The sequence below is a fragment of the Blochmannia endosymbiont of Camponotus sp. C-003 genome, from assembly GCF_023585685.1.
Taxonomy (GTDB): Bacteria; Pseudomonadota; Gammaproteobacteria; order Enterobacterales; family Enterobacteriaceae; genus Blochmanniella.
In genome coordinates, this window is record NZ_CP097764.1 from 43,925 (window position 1) to 68,085 (window position 24,161).

Here is a 24,161-nt window from a genome sequence, read left to right on the forward strand (position 1 = left end):
TAATTAAATATATTATGATGAATTTAAAAAAGATTTTTATAGACATTGGTTCGATATTACGCAGTATTTGGATGATAGGAATACGAGCATTTAGTAAACGAGAAACTCAAATGTATCCTGATGTTCCGTATATCCCTTCACCTAGGTATCGTGGCCGAATTGTATTAACTCGGGATTCTTCAGGTCAAGAACGTTGTGTAGCTTGTAATTTATGTGCTGTAGCTTGTCCAGTAGGGTGTATTTCTTTAAAAAAAAGTGAATCTGAAAGTGGTCGGTGGTATCCAGAATTTTTTAGAATAAATTTTTCAAGATGTATTTTTTGTGGTATGTGTGAAGAGGCATGTCCCACAGCAGCCATTCAATTGACGCCAGATTTTGAAATGAGTGATTTTAAAAGACATGATTTGGTGTATGAAAAGTCTGATTTGTTAATATCGGGTCCTGGTAAATATTTAGAGTATGATTTTTATCAATTTTCTGGTAAAGAAATATTAGATAAAAAAAAGGGGGATGCCGTAAAAGAATCAAAGCCCATAAATGTTAAAAACATATTACCTTGATTTTAAAGTGACAGTCGATGGAGGTGTGGTATGACGACTTTATTTTATATGTCCGGAATTACGGCGATATTATCTACGGTATGTGTAATATTACATTACCATCCAATGCATGCTTTATTATATTTAATAGTTTCGTTTTTATCTATATCGTGCAATTTTTTTTCTTTAGGAGCATCGTTTGCTGCTTTCGTGGAAGTTATTGTTTATGCCGGAGCTATTATGATTTTATTCGTATTTGCGATAATGATGTTAAATATGAAAACTACTATATTTGGTATGCAGAAAAAAAGTAGATTTTTCAACCCCATATTATGTTGTGGTTCTGTTTTGTTGATAGGTATTTTGTTTTTAATTTTATTGTATATATCCTTTGGTCTACAAGATGATTTGATAAATATAAACAAATCAGTAGTAGACTCAAAACAGGTCGGTGTCGCATTATTTGGTCCATATATATTAATGGTGGAATTAGCATCATTTTTATTATTAAGTTCGTTGATTTCTGTGTTTCATTTATCTCAAAAACATCAATTATCTGATGATTGCATTGATTCTATTTAATCACAAGAATATACAATATGATTCCTTTATCGAATGCTTTTGGTTTATCTGTAATTTTATTTATATTAGGCTTAATAGGTATAATAATAAGACGTGATTTATTGTTTATATTATTAGGGCTAGAAATTATGATTAATGCTGCTGCTTCGGCGTTTGTAATGGTAGGATCTTGTTTGGGGCAATCAGATGGTCAAGTTATGTATATTTTAGTCATTACTTTATCTGCTTCTGAATCTGCAGTTTCTTTAGCATTATTACTTCAGTTATATCGTCGTTATCATACATTGCATATTGATAATATTAGTGAGATGCGTGGATGAATTTGCTTTTTTTAACTATACTCTTTCCATTATTAGGATTTATTACTTTAGCTATTTCTCAAGGAAAATGGTCAGAACATACTTCTTCTTTAATAGGAGTAGGCACGGTAGGTATATCAGTGCTTGTTGCTATATGTATCATATTTGATTTTTATTGTAATTTTGATCATGATGTCACTTTCGTTTTTGTGCAGGAACTTTGGAATTGGTTTACTATTAATGCTTTATCTATTACTGTAGCACTGAGATTGGATGGGTTGTCTCTGATTATGTTATCAGTAGTTATTGGAGTTGGATTTATCATCCATTTATATGCCGCTTGGTATATGAGTGGATGTGAAGGATATTCTCGTTTTTTTGCTTATACTAATTTATTTATGGCAAATATGGTGTTGTTGGTCCTTTCAGATAATTTATTATTGATGTATGTTGGATGGGAAGGCGTAGGTTTGTGTAGTTATTTATTAATTGGATTTTATTATTCTGATGCTAGAAATGGAATAGCAGCATTAAAATCATTGATTATGACTCGTTTTGGAGACATATGTTTAATATGTGCATTATTCATGATTTATGATCAATATCATACTTTGAGTTTTAATAAATTACTAACATTAGAACTAAAATATTCATCGTCTTATTTTTTTAATAATAATAATGTTACATTGATATCTTTTATGTTACTTATTGGAGCAATAGGTAAATCAGCTCAGTTACCTTTACAAAATTGGTTAATTAGCGCTATGGTTGGTCCATCTCCAGTTTCAGCTCTGATTCATGCGGCTACCATGGTTACTTCTGGTGTGTATTTAATAATTCGTATGAATAAATTTTTTTTGATGACTCCAAATATTTTGTACTTGACTGGTGTTATCGGTTCATTAACTGTAGTTTTATTTAGTTGTTCAGCATTATTTCAAAGTAATATTAAAAAAATTTTAGCGTATTCTACTATAAGCCAAATAGGATATATGTTTTTAGCGCTTGGAGGGCGACATTGGGATGCAGCTATATTTCATTTAGTAACACATTCTTTTTTTAAAGCATTATTGTTTTTATCTGCGGGATCATTAACTTATGCTTGCAGAAATGAACAAAATATTTTTAAAATGGGAGGATTATATAAATTTGTACCTTTGATTTACGTTTGTTTTTTAATAGGCGGGGCATCCTTATCTGGAGTACCTATAGTTACTGCTGGAGTCTATTCAAAAGAAATGATTATGTTAAAAACATTGGCTAATCATGATTATTTTTTTCTATTCTCTGGACTAATAGGAGTGTTTTTAACGCCTATTTATACGTTCAGAATGATTTTTATTGTGTTTCATGGTGAAAAAAAAATAGATCCGAGTGTATGTAATAATATCATTCAAAATTTATCCTTAATTTTATTATTATTGTTATCAACGTTTATTGGTGGGTGGATAAAATTACCGTTGTTAACAAATACTATAGTTGTTAACGTTGGCGAGGTGTGCAATCATAGTAAAATATACTTTGAAATAATATTAGGATTTTTGGTGATTTTTGGTATTTGGATGGCATTATTTTTTTGGATGGATTCTGTGTGTAGGGCCACAAAACAGATTATTAAACCTCGTTTAACAGAAGTAATAGAACGATATATAGTATTACTATGTTACTATGGTTGGGGATTTGACTGGTTTTATAAATTGATATTTGTAAAACCATATTTATTTATAACAAAAAAATTATCTCATTCTGATCCAGTTGATGTAATCGTGAATGTTATCGTATCATTATTCTGTTGGCTTAGGAATGGTTTGATATGTAGTGAAAATGGTAAACTTAATTGGTACATAGTATCGATCAATATAGGGGCAGCTATAATATTAATTATGATACTAACTAATGATCGTATATAAATCAATGTGACATTATTGATTTATAACATGAGAAAATATAAATATTTAATGTATATATGTTAAGTGGGAAAAATAAAAAGTAGTATGTTATTAGTTATTTTAATACTTATTCCTCTTATTTTTGGGTTGTTATGTTGGCAGTCAGAGCGTATTGGAGATTGGGTGCCGCGTTGGGTTGCTTTATCTGGAATGAGCATAACACTTATTACTATTGTTTTTTTGTGGAAGTATAAGTGCCATGATTTATTAAATGTGTATCCACCAACAGAACATATGCTTGCTCGATGGCAATTAGAATATATATATCCTTGGGTTCCAAGATTTGGAATTAGCGTCCACTTAGCATTGGATGGATTTTCTTTGTTAATGGTGACATTAACTGGATTGTTAGGGTGTATGGCGGTGTTATGTTCTTGGTGTGAGATTCAGCGTTATCAAGGTCTTTTTTATCTTAATTTATTGTGGATTTTAGGTGGGGTTATTGGTGTTTTTTTGTCGATTGATATGTTTTTATTCTTTTTTTTCTGGGAAATAATGCTGATTCCAATGTATTTTTTGATATCTTTATGGGGGCATCAAGAGGTTAACAAAAGTGATCGTATTAATACTGCTATTAAATTTGTTGTTTATACTCAATTTAGCGGATTATTTATGTTACTTTCTATTATTACTCTTGTTTCCATAAACCATGATATACATGGCGTGTGGTCATTTAATTATCAAGATCTATTGAATATATTGATTCCAGTACATATGGAATATTTGATTATGTTAGGGTTTTTTTTTGCTTTTGCAGTAAAAATGCCAATTGTTCCGTTTCATGTTTGGTTGCCTGATGTTCATGGTCAAGCTCCTACTGCTGGTTCAGTCGATTTAGCAGGAATTTTAATAAAAACAGCAGCTTATGGATTTTTCCGATTTGTTTTACCGTTATTTCCTTGTGCTTCAAAATCTTTTGCTCCAATTGCTATGTGTTTGGGGTTACTGAATATTTTTTATGGAGCTTTTATGGCGTTTGCACAAACTGACTGTAAACGTTTAATTGCATATACCAGTATATCTCATATGGGATTTGTATTGATTGCAATTTATAGTGGTGCTCAATTATCATATCAGGGCGCTGTTATACAAATGATTTCTCATAGTCTATCTGTTTCTGGAATGTTTATACTTTGTGGTCAATTATATGAACGAACACATACCCGAGATATGCGTTTGATGGGAGGGTTATGGAGTCGCATGCATTTAATGCCTGCTTTTTCTTTATGTTTAGCAGCAGCAACACTTGGTTTACCTGGTACTGGAAATTTTATAGGAGAAATTACCATTTTGTTTGGTAATTTTAGAGCAGCACCTATAACTACAATAATAGCTTCTTTTGGAATAATATTGTCGTCAATTTATTCTCTTATTTTAATGCAGCGTATATATTATGGTCCAATATCGATTAGTAGTGTTGTCAATAAGGGGGGATTGTTACAAAATATGACACTACGGGAAAAGAACATTATTATAATAATATTATTATGTATATTTTTAATTGGTTTTTTCCCGCAATATATTTTGAATACTTCATATATGACAATGCATAATCTTTATGTTTGGTTACAAGAACACAATTGTTCAATGTGATTACACACTATAACAATAATAGGGACTTAATTTATTATGTTAATAAATTGGACACAAATAATTTTATTGCTACCTGTTTTGATTATTGGAACGACAACAGTTATTATTATGCTTTCTATTGCATATCGTCGCAATTTATTTTTACATACTGTGTTGACAATTTTAGGATTTAGTATATCGATGATATCGATTGGATTAGTATGGGATCAAAGAGTGCGAAATGTTTTACAATTGATATGTGTTGATAATTATTCTATACTATATACAATATTGGTATTAGTTTCTAGTTTGTCCAGTGCCGTATTGGCGTATAAATGGTTATTAAATTATCCAAGTAATCATCGTGATGAGTTTTATTTATTATTACTTATTTCTAGTATTGGCGGTATTCTACTCACAATTACGAATCATTTGATAATATTATTTTTAGGAATAGAACTGATCTCATTGCCGTTATTTGGTTTAATAGGTTATTCTTTTTTTAAAAAATTTTCTTTAGAAGCAAGTATTAAATATATTATATTATCTGGGGTATCTTCATCATTTATATTATTTGGTATAGCATTGATATATGCTGCAACTGGTTTTTTATCTTTTACTAGTATTAGTCAATTGTTGCGTTTGCATATTATTACATCGAATCAACCTGTACTTATATCAAGTATAGGATTAGGTATGATGATGGTTGGATTTGGGTTTAAATTATCATTAGTGCCTTTTCATTTGTGGACTCCTGATGTATATCAAGGAGCGCCGTCTTCAATATCATTGTATCTAACTACTAGCAGTAAAATAGCTATGATAGCTGTATTGACACGATTGATTATGGTATTTCCTGATCAATATAATCAGATATTTTGTATATTTTTATCAAGTATTGCATGTTGCTCAACATTGTTTGGTAATTTAATGGCTATTAAACAAGATAATATTAAGCGGGTTTTAGCCTATTCTTCAATTGCGCATACAGGTTATATTTTCATTGGTGTAATTGCAGTATCACAGGCGAATCCCATTGCTTTAGAAATGATCGGTATTTATCTCATCAGTTATGTATTGACTAGTATTGGTGCATTTGGTGTTATCAGTATAATGTCGTTTTTTTATTCTAAAGAGAACGCAAATATAGATTCTTTATTTGTATATCGTGGTCTTTTTTGGAAAAATCCAGTGTTATCGGTATTATTTACGATTATTATATTATCTTTAGCGGGTATACCTATGACATTAGGTTTCATTGGGAAATTTTATTTGTTTGTTTTAGGAATAAATAGTAAATTATGGTGGTTTACTATTTGTATAGCAATGAGTAATGTTATTAGTATATTTTATTATTTAAGAATTATAATAAATTTATATCGTAATCCTATAAATCGTTTGAATATTAACTCTTGTTCTTTATTTAGTTGGAGTGTTACTCCTGATGGGATAATAGTGATTATAGTATCTTTTTTTATATTATTTTTAGGATTATATCCAAATCCTGTGATTTATTTGATGGATTTCATGCGCCTAAACGGCAATATTCTTGAATTATATTGATAATGAAAATGCGTAGTAACTAGAAAGATTTTATGTTGTACAGTATCTAATAACAAATCCAGTTTGTGTGTTCATTAATTTGAATGTTTTATAATTTTCAGTGTGTTACAGTAATTTTAATATAATATGTTCTGTAGGTACACAGCAGCAAATTAGAATTTCATCGGGACGAATATAACCTAAAGGTTCTGTATGATATTGTACTTTTCCTTTTATTAATAAGGCACGGCAGCTGCCACAGTAACCTGATCGACATTGGTAATTTAGTGATGGTATATGATGTATTTCCAATGCTTCTAATAAAGAACGATATACTTTGCTGTTATGAGAAAATTGTACATTAAAATGTTCTTTTTGAAAAAGAAATATTTTACAATTGAAAGTCATTAAATTCATTTTCGTCAATATTTGGATCTATTTGACCTACCAAATAAGAACTAGATTCTACTTCTTGTGGTGCCACTTGGACATTATCTGATGATAACCAAGAATTGATCCAAGGTATCACGTTAGATCTAGAGTTGAAGGGTGTTCCTAACCCGATTGCTTGCATACGTATGTTGGTAATATATTCAATGTATTGGCAAAGTATATCTTTGTTTAAACCTATCATAGAACCATCTTTAAATAAATAGTTAGCCCAATTTTTTTCTTGTTCTGCCGCCATTAAAAACAATGCATAACTTTCTTTTTGGCATGCTGTACTGATATCAGCCATTTCTGGATCATCTGATCCCGAGCGCATCAAGTTAAGCATATGTTGAGTAGCGTTTAAGTGTAAAGCTTCGTCACGTGCTATAAGTCGAATAATTTTTGCATTACCTTCCATTATTTTTCGTTCAGCAAATGCAAAAGAACAGGCAAAGCTTACATAGAAACGAATAGCTTCTAGTACGTTAACACTAATTAAACATAAATATAATTTCTTTTTCAGTTCATGTAAGTTTACTGTGACAGTGTTATTATTGATTTTATGAATACCGGGGCCTAAGATATGATAATAACTAGTTAATTCAATCAAATTATCATAGTACATTGAAATATCTTTAGCACGTTTTACAATTTCTTTGTTGCTAATAATATCATCAAATATTACAGATGGATGACTGACAATATTACGAATAATATGGGTATAGGAACGGGAATGGATGGTTTCAAAAAATGACCAAGTCTCTACCCAAGTTTCCAGTTCTGGTATAGAAATTAATGGTAGTAATGCTATATTGGGACTGCGTCCCTGAATAGAATCTAACAAGGTTTGGTATTTTAAATTGCTAATAAAAATGTGTTTTTCATGGTCTGGTAATGATTGAAAATCTATACGGTCTTTAGAAATATCTATTTCTTCTGGGCGCCAAAAAAATGAAAGTTGTTTTTCAATTAATTTTTCAAAAATGGAATGTTTTTGCTGATCAAATCGAGCGATATTTACTGGTTGTCCTAAAAACATTGGTTCAAGCAGTTGATTGTTTTTGTTTTGAGAAAAGGTTGTGTAAATCATTTTTATCCCTTTATTAAAAGTAAACATGAATATATGGATGTTGTGTTATAAATGTAATAGTAGTTAGTTATATTGTTAAATCGTACAAGCATCACTTGTACAGATGTTTGATTGATTATTTGGTAGTATTTTTTGTACATCTTGAGCTCCATCACGGGTATTATGATAGTATAACGTTTTAATACCAAGTCTATAAGCATACAATAAATCTGAAAGTAGCTGTTTCATAGGTACTTTGCATTCTGGAAATCGGGAGGGATCATAATTAGTGTTAGTTGAAATGGATTGATCAACGAATTTTTGCATAATTCCTACTAATTGAAGATATCCTCGATTATCTGGTATTTTCCATAATAACTCATAAGAAGATTTTAGTTTAATAAGTTCAGGTACTACTTGACGCAAAATTCCGTCTTTTGAAGCTTTGATGCTAATATAACCTCTGGGAGGTTCTATGCCATTAGTGGCATTAGAAATTTGTGATGAAGTTTCTGATGGCATTAATGCGGATAATGTAGAATTTCGTAATCCATATTTTTTAATATTAGAGCGTAAATCTTCCCAGTTATAATGTAATGGTTCATTAATAAGTGAATTAAGATTTGTTTTATACGTATCAATAGGTAAGATGCCTTTTGAATATGAAGTATCAGTGAACCATTCGCAAGATCCTTTTTCTTTAGCTAAATTGTTAGAAGCTCTTAATAAATAATATTGAATAGCTTCGAAAGTACGATGTGTTAATTTATTAGCACTACCATCTGAATAGCGGACTCCATTTTTAGCAAGATAATAGGCATAATTAATGACTCCAATTCCTAAAGAACGTCTTTTTACAGCACTGCGTTGTGCAGCAGGAATGGGATAATGTTGATAGTCTAATAGAGCGTCAAGAGCACGTACTATTAAATTAGAAAGTTCAGATAAGTCGTCAAGATTTTCAATATTACCAAGATTGAAAGCAGATAGTGTACATAAAGCAATTTCACCGTTATGGTCATTAATATTATTTAAAGGTTTTGTTGGTAACGTTATCTCCAAGCATAAATTGGATTGACGAACTGGAGCAACAATACTATCAAAAGCACTATGAGTATTACAGTGATCGGTATGTTGAATATAGATTCTTCCAGTAGAAGCTCGTTCTTGCATCATTAAAGAAAATAAATCTATTGCTTTAACTTTTCGATGTCTAATATTCTGCATATTTTCATATGCGTAATATAACTGTTCGAATTTATTTTGATTATCAAAAAAAGATTCATACAACCCTGGAACATCAGATGGGCTAAATAATGTAATACATTTTCCTTCAATAAGACGTTGATACATTAGTTTATTGATTTGTACACCATAGTCTAAATGACGTATTCGGTTGGAATCTATGCCGCGATTATTTTTTAAAACAAGTAAGTTTTCTATTTCTAAATGCCAAATAGGATAAAATAATGTAGCAGCTCCTCCACGCACACCGCCCTGAGAGCATGATTTGACTGCTGTTTGGAAATGTTTATAAAATGGGATACACCCGGTGTGGAATGCTTCTCCGTTACGTATTGGACTGCCTAATGCTCTAATGCGTCCACCGTTAATACCTATTCCAGCACGTTGTGCAACATATTTGACAATAGCACTAGATGTTGCATTGATAGAATCAAGACTATCATCACATTCTATTAACACACAGGAACTAAATTGACGTGTTGGTGTACGAACTCCAGACATAATAGGTGTCGCTAAGGAAATTTTAAAAGTCGATATTGCATTGTAAAATTGTTGAATGTAATGCATTCGAGTTTTTTTTGGATATTTAGAAAATAAACAGGCTGCAGTTAATATATATAAAAACTGAGCGCTTTCATAAATTTCTCCGGTTATTCTGTTTTGTACTAAGTATTTACCTTCTAATTGTTTTACAGCAGCATACGAAAAATTCATATCTCTCCAATGATCAATAAATGTATCCATTTGGTTAAACTCTGCCTCATTGTAATCATCTAGCAAATGTTGATCGTATTTACCAATTTTTATTAATCGTAACACATGATTATATAGTTTTGGCGGTTCAAATTGACCGTAAGCTTTTTTACGCAAATGAAATACTGCTAAACGTGCCGCTAAATATTGATAGTCTGGTTCTTCTTCAGAGATCAAGTCTGCTGCTGATTTTATGATTGTCTCTTGAATATCAGAAGTTTTTATGCCGTTATAAAATTGTATGTGAGAACGTAATTCTACTTGTGAAACAGAGACGTGCCTTAAGCCTGTGGCGGCCCAATTAATAACTCGGTGAATTTTTTCAAGATTAATAGGTTCGTGATGACCGTTTCGTTTAGTAACTAGTAGAGTTTGGTTCATATAAGTGTATACCTGTTATGAAATACTAATAATATTAGGCCACAGCAATTCATGGTGAACAAATTATGGCTTAGATTTGTGATAAATAGATGAATTAATAAATGACGTCATAATTTTCATGTTTTAAAAATAATAATTAATTAAATAGTAGTATAGGTGGAGAATATTCCATTGCTCCTATTTAGTATAAATATTTTGAAGATTAATTATAACTGATTGTGTTTAGAAATACATATGATCATGTTGTACTGATTATTTTTATTTTAATTACGTAAAATAATGATATGTATTATTACTGTAATATAATTGAACAATTTGATTATTTTTTAGTATTATATTGATCACATTAAAAATTATCCTACAACAGTACAATATTTATTGTTTATTAATTTTTAAAAATCGCTTTTCCATTATATAGAGCGATTACTTTTTAGTTTAGCATGTAAGATATAGTTTGTATTAACGTTGCGTATTAATACGCACTTATTCGTGAAGGGATTATAGCATAATCCAGTGATGTTTTGTTCTTCTAAAATAGTAGAGTCAATCCATTCTAGTAGTTCAGATGGGGTAATAAATTTATTAAAATTATGCGTACCTTTTGGAATAATGCGAAAAATATATTCGCCTCCTATTACAACGAACAGCCATGATTTAAATGTGCGATTTAATGTGGAAAAAAATACTGATCCATTTATCTTAATCATAGTAGAGCAAGCATGAACGATTGATGAAGGACACGGTACATGTTCTAAAACTTCCATACAGGTTACTATATCGTAATGATTAGCATGGTTTACAGCGTGGTTTTCTATTGTTTCGTGTATGTAATGAATATTTAAACCTTGATGTAAGGCATGTGATTTTGCAATTTCTAAAACAGAAGCATTGATATCTAATCCAACGACTTCTGCGCCTGATTGAGCCATACTTTCTGACAAAATACCTCCACCGCATCCAACATCTAATATTTTTTTACCGAATAATCCATTACTTTGATCGATAATATAATTAAAACGTGTTAAATTAATATGATGCAACGGTTTAAATGAATTAAAAGGGCCCCACCATTGCGATCTAGATGTTTTAAATTTATCCATTTCTTTTTTATTCATGTTCTTTTGATTATCTGTAAGTTCATCAAGAATTATGTCTTTCATATGTTAAGATCTCTTTAAAATAAGGGAATGAGAGTGTTATTAATTTGAATATTAGTATATAAAGTTATTTATAACTATTAATTTATTAGAATATGGTTATAAACATGATTTATCTATAGTATGATAGATTTATGTGTCTATCTTTATAGAATCATTTAAATACCACTAAAACAGTTTATATTACAGTTTCATAAATTATTTAAATAATTGTTAATATACATACGCATTAAAAAAAATAAATAGAGGACATAAGTGCATGAATGATTTTGCTAAAGAAATCACACAAATTAACATAGAAGAAGAATTAACGCATTCTTATTTAGATTATGCTATGTCAGTAATTGTTGGGCGTGCATTGCCAGATGTTCGAGATGGATTAAAACCTGTGCATCGTCGTATATTATTTGCCATGCAAGTGCTTGGTAATTGTTGGAACAGAAGTTATAAAAAATCAGCTAGGGTAGTAGGTGACGTCATTGGAAAATATCATCCTCATGGGGATACTGCAGTATATGAAACTATAGTGCGAATGGCACAACCTTTTTTAATGCGCTATGCTTTAGTAGATGGACAAGGTAATTTTGGTTCAGTCGATGGTGATTCAGCGGCGGCTATGCGTTATACTGAGGTACGTATGTCTAAAATAGCAAATGAATTATTGTTAGATTTAGATAAGGAAACTGTTGATTATGAACTTAATTATGATGGCACTGAAAATATTCCAGGAATATTGCCTGCTAGAATTCCAAATCTTTTGGTTAATGGTTCTTCTGGTATTGCCGTAGGAATGGCTACTAATATTCCTCCACATAATCTTTCTGAAGTAATTAATGGATGTTTGGCGTTTATAGATAATGAGGATATTACTATTGCAGGATTAATGAAATATATTCCGGGTCCAGATTTTCCTACTGCTGCCATCATTAATGATAGCAGTGGTCTACAAGAAGCATATAGTACCGGCCGAGGTAAAATTTATATTCGTGCTCGTGCGGAAATTGAAACTGATATTAAAAGTGGCCGTGAATCTATCGTAATATATGAAATTCCTTATCAAGTTAATAAGGCTCGACTGTTAGAAAAGATCACGGAATTAGTCAAGTTAAAACGCATCGAAGGAATATATAATCTGCGTGATGAATCCGATAAAGATGGTATGCGAATAGTTATTGAAATTAAGCGTGATGCTATTAGCGAAATAATTTTAAATAATTTATATTCTTTAACTTCATTGCAAACTTCATTCGGTATTAATATGGTAGCTTTGCATCAAGGGCAGCCTAAAATTATGTCGTTAAAAGACATTTTATCTGCTTTTGTGTCTCATCGTCGCGCAATAGTTGTACGTCGTGTTAATTTTGAATTAAAGAAAGCTCGGGGTCGTATTCATATTTTGGAGGGGTTAGCAATTGCATTGTTTAATATTGATGCAATTATTGAACTTATTCGTCACTCTAATAGTTCCGTAGAAGCTAGTTCTTGTTTAACATCTTCCTCATGGAAGATAGGAAATATGATTGACATGACACGAACAGATTCTGTTAACTTGATACAATCTGAAGGGTCGAAAGTAAAGAATGTTATTCACGATAACCAATATTATCTTACCAAGAATCAAGTTCAAGCTATTTTAGACTTAAAATTACATAAACTTACTACTTTAGAGCATGAAAAATTATTAAAAGAATATAGCAGTTTGTTAGAAAAAATAGAAAATTTAATCTCTGTTTTGAAAGATCCTAAATGCTTGATGCAGGTAATCCGTCAAGAATTATTGGAGATACAAAAGGAGTATAATGATCCCCGTCGTACTGAAATTAGTAATAATGTTGAAAATATTAATGTAGAAAATTTAATTAATCAAAAAGATGTAGTAGTAACTTTATCATATCAAGGTTATGTTAAATATCAACCATTAACAGATTATGAAGCTCAAAAACGGGGAGGAAAAGGAAAGTTAGCAACGCGAATTAAGGAAGAAGATTTTATTACACGATTGTTGATTGCTAATACTCACGATACGGTGTTGTTGTTTTCTAATTATGGGCGTATATATTGGATGAAAGTCTATCGATTACCTGAAGCTAGTCGTGGATCACGAGGTAAACCAATTATTAATCTATTGCCATTGGATGTGAATGAACGAATTACTGCTATTTTGCCAATTCAAAATTATACAACGGGACATCAAGTATTTATGGCGACTAGTAGTGGAGTTGTAAAAAAAACACCACTTGTTGAATTTAGTCGCCCCCGTAATGTTGGTATTATTGCATTGAATCTTAATGATGGGGATGAGTTGATTGGAGCTGATATAACTGATGGTAGCAATGAGGTAATGTTGTTTACTGCTTATGGAAAAGTTGTACGATTTAAAGAAACACAGGTGCGAAGTGTAGGTCGCTCGGCGATTGGAGTAAAAGGTATTCATTTATTACAAGGTGATCGTGTAGTATCTTTAATTATACCAAAAGATAAGAGTTCTATTCTTACTGTTACTCGCAATGGTTTTGGAAAACGTACTAATCAATCAGAATATCCAATTAAATCTCGTGCGACTCAGGGTGTGATTTCTATTAAGGTTACCGAACGAAACGGCAATGTCGTTGGGGCCGTTCAAGTAAATCAATCTGATCAAATAGTAATGATTACTGACTTAGGTCGATTAGTTCGAACTCGTGTTTCTGAAGTTAATATTATTAGGCGTAATACTCAAGGAGTTATGTTAATTCGTACCGCATGTGATGAATATGTAGTTGGGTTGCAGTGTGTTGTGGAATCAGTAGAGAATTAAAATTGTTTTATTTAATTTAGTATTGAAGAGAATTTTGTGTTATTAAAAATTGGTGTTGATAATTAAAATATTATTAAAGATATGATGTTTTAAGTTCGTTAAATTAATATTGCATTATGTGTTATTTAGTTGTGTATTTTTTTATATTTATTATGTTAGTATATATGGTGTATAGTAATTATTTCTAATATAATGGTGAAAATGATTATTATGATTTATGCAATAGTTAATTGAGGAATCAATGATTTCGGTAAAAACAATCTGACAAATATGCGTTATATTATAACGTTAGCATTTTGTTATTCATGTTGAATATTATGATCGTAAGTAATATGATATTTGTTTATAGAAATTGTTGGGTAAATTTTGATTATATCAAATAAGAGGTTGTTATTAATTAAGTAGTAAATAGTTATAGATAGAGAGAAAAAATGGAGCTTTTTTATTTTGTGTGTAGAATATGCTCTTTGTGTATCACTCTTGATATGAGTTAAATAATTAGAGAATTTTGTTTTATGTAACATGTTGATAATAGTTGATATAATATTGCGAAGTAGGTGATGTATATCATTTAATATTAGGTTTTATGAGTTGGTTAATAGTGTTTTTACTTACTATATGGTGAGGTACTGATATGAAATTACGGTGTTTTACTAGCCTGGTTGCGACTATGGTTATGGCGAGCACTGCCGGGGCTTCTGAAATTTACAATAAAGACGGAAATATATTAAGTATGTTTGGTAGCCTTGTTGGGGGGCATTATTTCTCAAGAGATAATACTAAAAATGGAGATAATTCGTTTGTAAGATATGGTTTTTCTGGTACAACCTATATTAATGACCAAATTATTGGTTTTGGTATGTGGGAACATGAAATTTCTTTAAAGAATGTTGAAGGAATCAGAGTAAATAATAATGATAAGGTGTTGCTTGGCTACGCAGGAATAAAATTTGGAGATTTTGGAAGTATCGATTATGGAAGAAATTATGGAATATTATATGATGTGGGAGCTTGGACAGATGTAATACCAGGATTTGGAGGAGATATATCGCTTGTAGATAATTTTTTATCTAGTCGTAGTTCAAACGTGCTCACATATCGTAATAAAAATCTTTTTGGTTTTGTGAATGGATTGGATTTTGCTGTACAATATCAAGGAAAAAACGATGCGAATAAAGCGACAGGTCGTACTTTTCAAACAGCTAATGGAGAAGGATACGGAGTATCTGCGTCTTATTCCTTGGATAATGGATTTTCTGCGTCTGTGGCTTATGCCAATAACAAACGTATCGCTGAACAAACTGGTTTAGATACTAATCTTTGTTGTAATGACAATGTCGAAGCATATTCCTTGGGAATAAAATATGATGGGAAAGGTATATATGTAGCAGCTACTTATGGGGAGACTTATAATATGACTCCATTTGGTAGTTTTTGTGATAATGTTAATTCAAATTATATTTATGGATTTGCTAATAAAGCCAAGAATGTTGAATTAGTAGCCCAATATCAATTTGATTTTGGATTACGTCCTTCTATATCTTATTTGCATTCAAAAGCTAGTGATGTGGAAAATGATGGTTATAGCAATTTCTTAAAAAAATGCGTCACGGTTGGAACAAGTTATGTTTTTAATAAAAATATTTGTACTACTATGGATTATAGAATCAATTTGTTAAATAAGGATGGGTTTTCCAGTGCATCTCAGATTTGTACCGATAATATCATTGCATTGGGCGTAGCTTATGCATTTTAAAAACAGGTCAGTATAAATAAGAAGTTAGTATTTAATACCAAAAAAGGCGAATTAAAATAATTTTAATTCGCCTTTTTTGGTATTAAATACATCACATAAAAGGATGTAATATGTCTAAATTATGTATTGGTATTATTTGTGGAGGCTGTTCTTTAGAACACGATATTTCATTGAAATCAGCTATGTGTATTGCTCAATTTATTGACAAATTTCGTTTTGAAGTGATGATTTTATGGATAGATAAAAAAGGATATTGGCATTTAAAAGACGTTAATTTTAATAATTTGTCATATCATAAAAATGATAGAATTTCTATTCTATTACAAAACTGCCCTCATCAATTTGAATTGCGTACTAAAAATATAAATTTTTTATTGAAATTTGATGTTATTTTTCCTGTGATTCATGGATCACTAGGAGAAGATGGTGCTTTGCAAGGTTTATTATGTATGATGAACTTGCCATTTGTTGGGTCTAACGTTTTGAGTTCATCTATAGGGATGGATAAAGAGGTATCTAAATGTTTATTGCGTGATGCGGGTTTATCCGTAGTACCATTTAAAACTGTTTTGGATCAGGATCAGCATAATATAGATTTTGATGATTTAGTCTCTATCTTTGGTTTACCTTTGTTTGTGAAACCATCAAATCAAGGATCATCGATAGGAGTATCAAAAGTTACTCAACGCAAAGATTTTAATTTAGCCCTAATGAAGGCTTTTTCTTTTAGTTCTAAAATATTAATAGAACCAGCTATTATTGGGAGAGAATTGGAGTGTGCGGTATTGGGTAATGAGAATCCAGAAATTAGTGTATGTGGTGAAGTTATATTGTCAGGTGATGATTTTTATACTTATGATAATAAATATATGAAACATACAGTACAAACCATGATACCTGCTTTAATTAAGGATACCATAAGTGATGACATTCGTCATGTTGCTTTACGTGCATTTCAAGTATTAAATTGCTCCGGAATGGCGCGGGTGGATGTTTTTTTAAATTTGAATAACAAAGTTTTTATCAATGAAGTTAATACATTACCTGGATTTACTTGCGATAGTATGTATCCTAAATTGTGGGAAGCAAGTGGATTAAATTTTCAAGCGTTAATTACGAAATTGTTAGAATTAGCATTAGATCTACATGATAAGAATCATTATTCTTATCATGTAGATGATGGTACTTCGGCATGAGAGGATTTGAACCTCTGACCCCCGACACCCCATGACGGTGCGCTACCAAGCTACGCTACATGCCGTGTTTGATTTATGATGCAAAAGTTAGTTATTATAGTAGAAGAAATATTAATTTTTATAAATATAAAACTTTAGAAGCATGCCATGAATGTGCAAATATGATTGTTATTTTTTGTTTACAATCCTACAAATTTTATATATGTATATATTTACATATATAAAATTACATGTGTTAGTATTTTATTGATTTTTACAATTAGTATATATTACTACTAATTGAAAAGTCATTTAGTTATTAACTTCAGTTTTATTGAAGACTCAATGTATATATGCTTATATATAACATGTTTCATATAAACTGCATGTCTTTCTCATGACATAGAGAAAGATAGATTGTGATTATACGTTAAAAGATTAAAATTTATCTTTATAATCAAAATTCAGTGTGATCTATAAAATAAATTATCTCATTAAACATAAGTAAAATCAATATGTATTAACTTAGGCTTGAAAGGATGATATTGTAGTTCTTGTATTTTAACTGCAATAGGTTGTTGATCGTCAATAAGTAATAGAATAACATTATTTTTGTGTAATTGTGTTGCAGCTGTAGGATGTAACATATCCTTTTGATCCAATGTAATGGATACACTTGGTATATTATTCTTATTATAGATAATAGCTGGGCATTTGTTTTGTTTACGTAGTCGTCTTGTTGCGCTTTTTTTGTGATAAATACGTACACTAGCTTTGATTGTTAACATTATTATTACACCTAATTAAATATTTGTATTGATAATAAAATTTATAATTATTTATAGATTGCAAGGGTCATTTCTATTACCACATGATACAAGATAAATAATTGTTTATATAGTTAAATGTTTATATTGATATTGAATGAATATTATTTGGTATTTATTGTTGCAATAAAATTTTCGAGTGGACTATTTCAACAAGTTAATCTGTGCAATAATATAAGTAATTTAAAATTTAATATCCGTATCTTATTAGGTTTATTTACTGTGTATCGGTCTGTCATATTTTATTTTATTTTAAGTATATTGATATGCGAAAATCATAAAAATTTTTTTATGGTTTTTGATCCCTATACTCGTGATAGATATGATTCAATATGTTATTTCTCAAAATGTTTATGATTTTTAAATGAAACATAGAAGCAGTATACAAAATATGTTTAAATAAAAAATAATAAGTATAGTTTTATTTTTCATATTTTAATATGTTGTTTTGTATATTATTGAATAAATTATTGTATTTGTGTAATACAATACATAAAGTATTGGTGAATATTCAAGTATTTTATTAAAAATGATTGTATAAGTATACGCTTATAGTAATGTAAGAATTAATATACTTGGTTGTAGATGTATGATAATAAAATACATATCTTTAATATTAATCAATGTCTACTTGATTTAGTTAAATTATTTAAAAGTTTATACCTAATTAGAATATGTAACATAAAAAGGTTGGTGTGAATGTATTTTTTAGAGAAAGTTATATGTCTATGTTATCACAAGAAGCTCTATTAGTACGTGACGCTTTATCAGTTCGAGGATTAGAAAATCCATTAATTGAATTGAATATTAATCATCAAATACGTAAACGTCGCATTGAAAATCATATGAGAGCTGTTGTGCATCTTCTTAATCTTGATTTAGAACACGATAGTTTGTCAAATACTCCTAAACGTATAGCTAAGATGTATATAGAAGAAATTTTCTCTGGGTTAGATTATTCAAATTTTCCTAAAATTGCAATTATTCCGAATACAATGCAAATAAATGAAATGATTACAGTACGAGGCATTAATATTACTAGTACTTGTGAACATCATTTTATTGTTTTTAATGGTACAGTGACTATTTCTTATATTCCAGAAAATAATATGATTGGTTTATCCAAAATAAACAGAATAGTTCAATTTTTCTCTAAAAGACCGCAGTTACAGGAACGATTGACAAAACAAATTTTTTTAGCATTACAAACGTTACTTAATACAAATAATGTGGCAATATTTATTGATGCAGTACATTATTGTGTAAAAGCTAGGGGTATTAATGATGTTAGCAGTACTACAACTACCACTGTGCTTGGGGGTGTATTTGAATCTGATACAAATATTAGAAAAGAATTTCTGCACGCAATTATGTATTGTAAGCGTTGATTTGATATGTTTTATTTAAAAATTAATTAGGTTATTATTGTATTTTATAAATATGCATGCTAAGGAAATAGCATGTCGATCGTGATATGTATTTAAATATTTAATAACCAAATGGATAATTGTCGTAATATTATTGGATATATTTCGGTATAAGATATGCATGATGATGTGAATAAATATCAGAGTATTTTTAAAATTTATCTTTTATTAATAATAAAATCTGTAACTGTATATTAAAATATAAATATAATTAGAAAATTAATTTTTATATCTGTTTATTGAGTAATAAATCTATGAATTTATTTTTTTATGGATTAAATGTGTTAAAAGAGATCATTAAAATATGAAATTTTTCAGTGTAATTGTATTTGTTTTGTATTAATCAATATGAATTTGATTATGATATATTATAACTGGATTGGTGAAACTGTTATGATGTAACTAATTGTTGTCTTGGAAAATTCTATTTTTATAGAAAAGTGAATAAATTTTATGAAAAATTGAAGTTTTTAAAATTATATAGGAAAATCGATTTAAATGTTTTAAATTAATAAAAATAAATTTAAATTGGGTAATGGTTGTTTGAATAAAAGAAATAATTGTAACTAAATTTTATTATACTTTAACTGTATTTATTATCATTGATTTGATTACAATTGTTTTGTTTTGAATGGCATCTATTAATATAGTGTTTTTTTAAACTGTTTCAACAAGATTAATAGCATTGTTTACTGCTATATCTTAATGATATTAAGAATATACATTTGTTTTATTTATATAAATTAAAATGTTGAGTAGTATTACGTTATATTTATATACATATGCGTATATCTAATTTTAGGGAGCAGCTGTTTGTTTGGAACAAGAGATTACCTTTTGGATAGATATTTGAAATTTTGATTATAATGAATTTATGTAGTAATTTTTACATTTTGTAAGACATATGTCATTATTTGGGAGGGAGTTTTAATATTATTGTGTGATATCATAATTTATTTTTGTGTATCTTTATAGGATATCCTATAATAAGGATTAGGATATGTTTTCATTTAGTTGAGATTTATTTGTTATAGATTTAATTTGATCAGGATGAATTCGAGAAAAAATTATTTTAAATTTATTAATTCGATGGTTTGATAAAGGCATAGAAAGGCTCTCCCATGTGAGACGAGTGTTGAGAAAATATTCACTGTAATCAGCTAATTTAGGTAATACGGGTTTTAAATATACCATAAGAATACGAAACAATTGAATACCCATAGAATAAATAGATAATGCTTCATGTCTACGGCCTATTTTTTTTGCGACATGCCATGGAGCATGTCTGTCTATGTAACGATTAGCTTCATCTGCTAATTTCATAATTTCACGCATTGCGCAATTAAACTCTCTTTTTTGAAAAAATTCTCCTATAGAGTGTCTGGATTCAATAAACATATTATATATAAATGGATGGGTCAATGTATTTGATAAATGACCATTATAATATTGATGTATAAATCCGGAATTTCTAGATGCTAAATTCAATATTTTATTAATAATATCTGAATTTACTCTAGTAATAAAATCTGATAGATTTAAATCTATGTCGCTAGTATGCGATGAGAGTTTTGTAGCGTAATAATATCTCAAATAATCTGGGTTTAGACATGATAAGTAAGTACGTACGTTGATACAAGTACCTTTAGATTTCGATATTTTAGATCCGTTTATAGTAACATGGCCGTGAACAAATATATTAGTTGGTTTACGAAATTGACTGCCTGATAAAATAGCTGGCCAGAAAAGACAATGAAAGTAGATAATATCTTTACCTATGAAATGATATAAGTCTGTTTTGGAATTTAAGTTCCAAAAATCATTAAAAGATATGTTTTTGTTTTTTTTACATAAGTTTTTAAAGGTGCCCATATATCCTATAGGGGCATCCATCCATACATAAAAATATTTTTCTGAAGCATTAGGAATCTTAAATCCAAAATAAGGAGCGTCTCTAGAAATATCCCACTGTTTTAAACCTGATTTGAACCATTCTTCTATTTTATTGGTTACTTCTTTTTGTATGTTTCCTGATTGGATCCATGTACGTAATATATCAGTAAAAACTGGTAAATCAAAAAAGAGATGTTTCGATTTTCGTATTATCGGAGATGTTCCAGAAATAACTGATTTGGGATTTATAAGTTCTAAAGAGGTATAAATAGTACCGCATTTTTCACAATTATCTCCATATTGATCATCTTTTTTGCATTTTGGGCATGTACCCTTAACAAATCGATCTGGTAAAAACATATTTTTTTTAGGATCATATAATTGAGAAATAAATTTAGACTTAATGAGTCCACGTTTCTTTAATCGAAAGTAAATATCATGTAGTAATTCACGAGTTTCTTTACTGTGCGTAGAATAATAATTATCATAATTAATCCCAAATTCGTAGCAATCTCGTTGATGTTCTTGTTGCATTCGGGTAATCATTTGTTCTGGTGTTATATTAAGTTGTTGTGATTTTAACATAATAGCGGTGCCATGTGCATCATCTGCGCAAATAAAATATACGCAATTGCCTTGCATGCGTTGATAACGAACCCAGATATCTGCTTGTATATGCTCTAACATGTGTCCGATATGAAGAGAACCATTAGCGTAAGGAAGCGCGCAAGTAACTAACATTTTTTTTGCAGTCATATAGTTTTTTGATTTAAAAATTTATATATGTTGCATAACAACACATATTGTAGATTATTAAAATATATTTTGTTTTTTGTAATTTACATTATGAACGTATAGTATATATGCTGTTTATACATTACAATAATTAAAATTATATTTGGTTATTTTAATGGTTTTGTTAATATTTTAGTATCATTATAATAATGGTTTTATATTCAATAAAAAATTATTTATTATTATTATAATTGATTACTTATTTTAAATTTAATTTCGTACGAGTATATCATAATTTTATTATGATACATAAAATATGTATGCACATGTAGTGATATGTTGTAGGATATTTTTTGAAAATTAATATTTTATCATGATTGGCCTTTAAGATCACGAGTTAATAACATTTGAAACTTATATTTGTCGTGATGTTTTATGTTTATGTATATTAATATTGTTTAAAATGTTTTATTTTATATTGAAATATTTATGTAATAATATGTTTATATTGTAAACTAAATATAAATTAGTCGTTATTTAACTATTATTAAAATATACAACATACTTATACCATAGAGGAGCAGATATGTTCAAACAAGAAAAAATTGGTATTATCGGTATGGGTGTTATGGGTCGAAATTTAGCTTTGAACATCGAAAGTAAAGGTTATTGTGTCGTTGTTTACAATCGTTCTAAAAATAAAACTGATGCAATTGTTGCTAATAATTCCAAAAAAAATATTATTCCATGTTATTCAATAGAAGAGTTTGTACTATCTTTAAATAAACCTCGTTTTATATTTTTAATGATTACGTCAGGAACATATATCGATAGTATTATAAAAATATTATCCCCCTATATGAATCCAGGAGATGTTTTAATTGATGGAGGTAATTCATTTTATAAAGATACTATGCGTCGTAATCTTGAGTTATCAAAAAAAGGGATACATTTTATTGGTACTGGTATTTCCGGGGGAGAAGAAGGAGCTTTGAAAGGACCATCCATCATGCCTGGAGGACATATAAATGCATATAAAATGGTGGAGTCGGTTTTTAAAAAAATTGCCGCTCGTGTTGATGATGAAACTTGCGTTGCATATATAGGGCCGAATGGATCTGGGCATTATCTCAAGATGATACATAACGGTATAGAGTACGGAGATATGCAAATAATTGCTGAAATATATTTTTTTTTACAAAAAATATTTCATTTAACTTATGAAGAATTGGGAGAAATTTTTAATCAATGGAATCAAGGAGAATTAAATAGTTATCTTATTGAAATAACAAGCTATATTTGTGTTAAAAAAAATGCCAATAATGATCATATTCTTAATTCTATATTAGATGTGGCTGGAAATAAAAGCACTGGAGCATGGACTAGTCAAGATGCGATAGATTTAGGAATACCGTTAGGTATGATTACTGAATCAGTGTTTGCTCGTTATATGTCTGTTCTTAAAAAACAACGTCTTAAAGCTTCAAAAATATTATCAGGGCCTAATATAAAAAATTGTTGTGAGAGTAGGTGTTTATACTTAGAAAAAGCTCGAAAAGCATTGTATCTTGGTAAGATTATTTTATATGCTCAAGGTTTTTATCAATTAAGAATTGCGTCTGATAAGTATCATTGGGATTTAAATTACAAACAAATTGCTCAAATTTTTCGTGCAGGATGCATAATTAGATCAAAATTTTTAAAAAAAATTATTGATATTTATTCCCAAACTCCAGATATCACTAATTTATTATTGTCTCCGTATTGCAGTACTATCGCGAATGATTATCAACAAATGTTGAGAGATATAGTAATGTGTGCTATTAAATACGGTATTCCAATGCCTGCATTATCCACTGCTATAGCGTACTATGATAGTTATCGCAGTAATATATTACCTGCAAATCTTATTCAAGCACAACGAGATTATTTTGGAGCGCATACTTACATGTGTTTTGATAAACAAGGTACGTTTCACACTGATTGGTTAAGATAAATGTGAGGAAAACATTGTTAACATTGATTAAGTAA

16 protein-coding genes, 1 tRNA gene and 1 pseudogene are annotated in these 24,161 nt (G+C 29.5%); 11 read left to right on the forward strand and 7 right to left on the reverse strand.

Annotation, left to right across the window (positions count from 1 at the left end; translation table 11 throughout):
- Nucleotides 1–17: 17 nt before the first annotated feature.
- The 6 genes from nuoI (at nucleotide 18) to nuoN (ending at nucleotide 6,504) form a co-directional block, all read left to right on the forward strand.
- Complete coding sequence (gene nuoI / locus M9397_RS00180) at nucleotides 18–560, forward strand: NADH-quinone oxidoreductase subunit NuoI (protein ID WP_250227220.1); 543 nt, start codon at nucleotides 18–20, stop codon at nucleotides 558–560.
- A 30-nt stretch (nucleotides 561–590) separates the two neighbouring features.
- Nucleotides 591–1,121, forward strand: a complete 531-nt coding sequence (gene nuoJ / locus M9397_RS00185; RefSeq protein WP_250226972.1) for an NADH-quinone oxidoreductase subunit J — start codon at nucleotides 591–593, stop codon at nucleotides 1,119–1,121.
- Between the two features lie 17 nt (nucleotides 1,122–1,138).
- Nucleotides 1,139–1,441 (forward strand): NADH-quinone oxidoreductase subunit NuoK, encoded by a 303-nt coding sequence (gene nuoK / locus M9397_RS00190; protein ID WP_250226973.1) that lies wholly within the window; start codon nucleotides 1,139–1,141, stop codon nucleotides 1,439–1,441.
- The gene (nuoL, locus tag M9397_RS00195; protein ID WP_250226974.1) at nucleotides 1,438–3,330 is read left to right on the forward strand and encodes an NADH-quinone oxidoreductase subunit L; all 1,893 of its coding nucleotides are present in this window, start codon (nucleotides 1,438–1,440) and stop codon (nucleotides 3,328–3,330) included. Before nuoK ends, nuoL begins: the two co-directional genes overlap by 4 nt.
- Nucleotides 3,331–3,414: 84 nt before the next feature.
- Nucleotides 3,415–4,962, forward strand: coding sequence for an NADH-quinone oxidoreductase subunit M (nuoM, locus tag M9397_RS00200; RefSeq protein WP_250226975.1), 1,548 nt, complete (start codon nucleotides 3,415–3,417; stop codon nucleotides 4,960–4,962).
- Nucleotides 4,963–4,998: 36 nt separating this feature from the next.
- Nucleotides 4,999–6,504: an NADH-quinone oxidoreductase subunit NuoN gene (gene nuoN, locus M9397_RS00205; RefSeq protein ID WP_250226976.1), complete on the forward strand. Its 1,506-nt coding sequence runs from the start codon at nucleotides 4,999–5,001 to the stop codon at nucleotides 6,502–6,504.
- 105 nt (nucleotides 6,505–6,609) lie between these two features.
- On the opposite strand, the gene yfaE is transcribed toward nuoN, so the two are convergent.
- The 4 genes from yfaE to ubiG all read right to left on the reverse strand — a co-directional run bounded on the left by yfaE (nucleotide 6,610) and on the right by ubiG (nucleotide 11,523).
- Nucleotides 6,610–6,900 carry a class I ribonucleotide reductase maintenance protein YfaE gene (gene yfaE / locus M9397_RS00210; protein WP_250226977.1) on the reverse strand — a complete coding sequence of 97 codons (291 nt, stop codon included), beginning with the start codon at nucleotides 6,898–6,900 and terminating at the stop codon, nucleotides 6,610–6,612.
- Entirely contained in the window at nucleotides 6,875–8,005 is a 1,131-nt protein-coding gene (gene nrdB / locus M9397_RS00215) for a class Ia ribonucleoside-diphosphate reductase subunit beta (protein ID WP_250226978.1), read from the reverse strand. The genes yfaE and nrdB overlap by 26 nt, the downstream gene beginning before the upstream one ends.
- A gap of 75 nt (nucleotides 8,006–8,080) precedes the next feature.
- Nucleotides 8,081–10,363 (reverse strand): class 1a ribonucleoside-diphosphate reductase subunit alpha, encoded by a 2,283-nt coding sequence (nrdA, locus tag M9397_RS00220; protein WP_250226979.1) that lies wholly within the window; start codon nucleotides 10,361–10,363, stop codon nucleotides 8,081–8,083.
- 410 nt (nucleotides 10,364–10,773) lie between these two features.
- Entirely contained in the window at nucleotides 10,774–11,523 is a 750-nt protein-coding gene (ubiG, locus tag M9397_RS00225) for a bifunctional 2-polyprenyl-6-hydroxyphenol methylase/3-demethylubiquinol 3-O-methyltransferase UbiG (protein WP_250259738.1), read from the reverse strand.
- 256 nt (nucleotides 11,524–11,779) lie between these two features.
- Here ubiG and gyrA point away from each other — a divergent pair, with 256 nt between their 5' ends.
- The 3 genes from gyrA (at nucleotide 11,780) to M9397_RS00240 (ending at nucleotide 17,269) form a co-directional block, all read left to right on the forward strand.
- Complete coding sequence (gyrA, locus tag M9397_RS00230; RefSeq protein ID WP_250226981.1) at nucleotides 11,780–14,317, forward strand: DNA gyrase subunit A; 2,538 nt, start codon at nucleotides 11,780–11,782, stop codon at nucleotides 14,315–14,317.
- 634 nt (nucleotides 14,318–14,951) lie between these two features.
- The gene (locus tag M9397_RS00235) at nucleotides 14,952–16,073 is read left to right on the forward strand and encodes a porin (protein ID WP_250226982.1); all 1,122 of its coding nucleotides are present in this window, start codon (nucleotides 14,952–14,954) and stop codon (nucleotides 16,071–16,073) included.
- 110 nt (nucleotides 16,074–16,183) lie between these two features.
- The gene (locus M9397_RS00240; RefSeq protein WP_250226983.1) at nucleotides 16,184–17,269 is read left to right on the forward strand and encodes a D-alanine--D-alanine ligase family protein; all 1,086 of its coding nucleotides are present in this window, start codon (nucleotides 16,184–16,186) and stop codon (nucleotides 17,267–17,269) included.
- Here the strand turns inward: M9397_RS00240 and M9397_RS00245 are convergent.
- Together M9397_RS00245 and rplY are read right to left on the reverse strand one after the other, a co-directional pair.
- A tRNA-Pro gene (locus M9397_RS00245) sits at nucleotides 17,261–17,334 on the reverse strand. The genes M9397_RS00240 and M9397_RS00245 overlap by 9 nt on opposite strands.
- Before the next feature lie 408 nt (nucleotides 17,335–17,742).
- Nucleotides 17,743–18,036 (reverse strand): 50S ribosomal protein L25, encoded by a 294-nt coding sequence (rplY, locus tag M9397_RS00250; RefSeq protein WP_250226984.1) that lies wholly within the window; start codon nucleotides 18,034–18,036, stop codon nucleotides 17,743–17,745.
- A 761-nt stretch (nucleotides 18,037–18,797) separates the two neighbouring features.
- Here rplY and folE point away from each other — a divergent pair.
- Entirely contained in the window at nucleotides 18,798–19,463 is a 666-nt protein-coding gene (gene folE / locus M9397_RS00255; RefSeq protein ID WP_250226985.1) for a GTP cyclohydrolase I FolE, read from the forward strand.
- 1,053 nt (nucleotides 19,464–20,516) lie between these two features.
- On the opposite strand, the pseudogene metG reads toward folE, so the two are convergent.
- Nucleotides 20,517–22,151 (reverse strand): annotated as a pseudogene (gene metG / locus M9397_RS00260) (methionine--tRNA ligase); the annotation flags it as partial.
- Between the two features lie 565 nt (nucleotides 22,152–22,716).
- Here metG and gnd point away from each other — a divergent pair.
- Nucleotides 22,717–24,126, forward strand: coding sequence for a decarboxylating NADP(+)-dependent phosphogluconate dehydrogenase (gene gnd, locus M9397_RS00265; protein ID WP_250259740.1), 1,410 nt, complete (start codon nucleotides 22,717–22,719; stop codon nucleotides 24,124–24,126).
- Nucleotides 24,127–24,161 lie beyond the last annotated feature (35 nt).

Excerpts from the sequence above, each read along its gene's own strand:
- nuoI (WP_250227220.1), top strand. The coding sequence starts at position 18 with ATGAATTTAAAAAAGATTTTTATAGACATTGGTTCGATATTACGCAGT.
- nuoJ (WP_250226972.1), top strand. The coding sequence starts at position 591 with ATGACGACTTTATTTTATATGTCCGGAATTACGGCGATATTATCTACG.
- nuoK (WP_250226973.1), top strand. The coding sequence starts at position 1,139 with ATGATTCCTTTATCGAATGCTTTTGGTTTATCTGTAATTTTATTTATA.
- nuoL (WP_250226974.1), top strand. The coding sequence starts at position 1,438 with ATGAATTTGCTTTTTTTAACTATACTCTTTCCATTATTAGGATTTATT.
- nuoM (WP_250226975.1), top strand. The coding sequence starts at position 3,415 with ATGTTATTAGTTATTTTAATACTTATTCCTCTTATTTTTGGGTTGTTA.
- nuoN (WP_250226976.1), top strand. The coding sequence starts at position 4,999 with ATGTTAATAAATTGGACACAAATAATTTTATTGCTACCTGTTTTGATT.
- yfaE (WP_250226977.1), bottom strand. The coding sequence starts at position 6,900 with ATGAATTTAATGACTTTCAATTGTAAAATATTTCTTTTTCAAAAAGAA.
- nrdB (WP_250226978.1), bottom strand. The coding sequence starts at position 8,005 with ATGATTTACACAACCTTTTCTCAAAACAAAAACAATCAACTGCTTGAA.
- nrdA (WP_250226979.1), bottom strand. The coding sequence starts at position 10,363 with ATGAACCAAACTCTACTAGTTACTAAACGAAACGGTCATCACGAACCT.
- ubiG (WP_250259738.1), bottom strand. The coding sequence starts at position 11,523 with ATGAAAGACATAATTCTTGATGAACTTACAGATAATCAAAAGAACATG.
- gyrA (WP_250226981.1), top strand. The coding sequence starts at position 11,780 with ATGAATGATTTTGCTAAAGAAATCACACAAATTAACATAGAAGAAGAA.
- M9397_RS00235 (WP_250226982.1), top strand. The coding sequence starts at position 14,952 with ATGAAATTACGGTGTTTTACTAGCCTGGTTGCGACTATGGTTATGGCG.
- M9397_RS00240 (WP_250226983.1), top strand. The coding sequence starts at position 16,184 with ATGTCTAAATTATGTATTGGTATTATTTGTGGAGGCTGTTCTTTAGAA.
- rplY (WP_250226984.1), bottom strand. The coding sequence starts at position 18,036 with ATGTTAACAATCAAAGCTAGTGTACGTATTTATCACAAAAAAAGCGCA.
- folE (WP_250226985.1), top strand. The coding sequence starts at position 18,798 with ATGTCTATGTTATCACAAGAAGCTCTATTAGTACGTGACGCTTTATCA.
- gnd (WP_250259740.1), top strand. The coding sequence starts at position 22,717 with ATGTTCAAACAAGAAAAAATTGGTATTATCGGTATGGGTGTTATGGGT.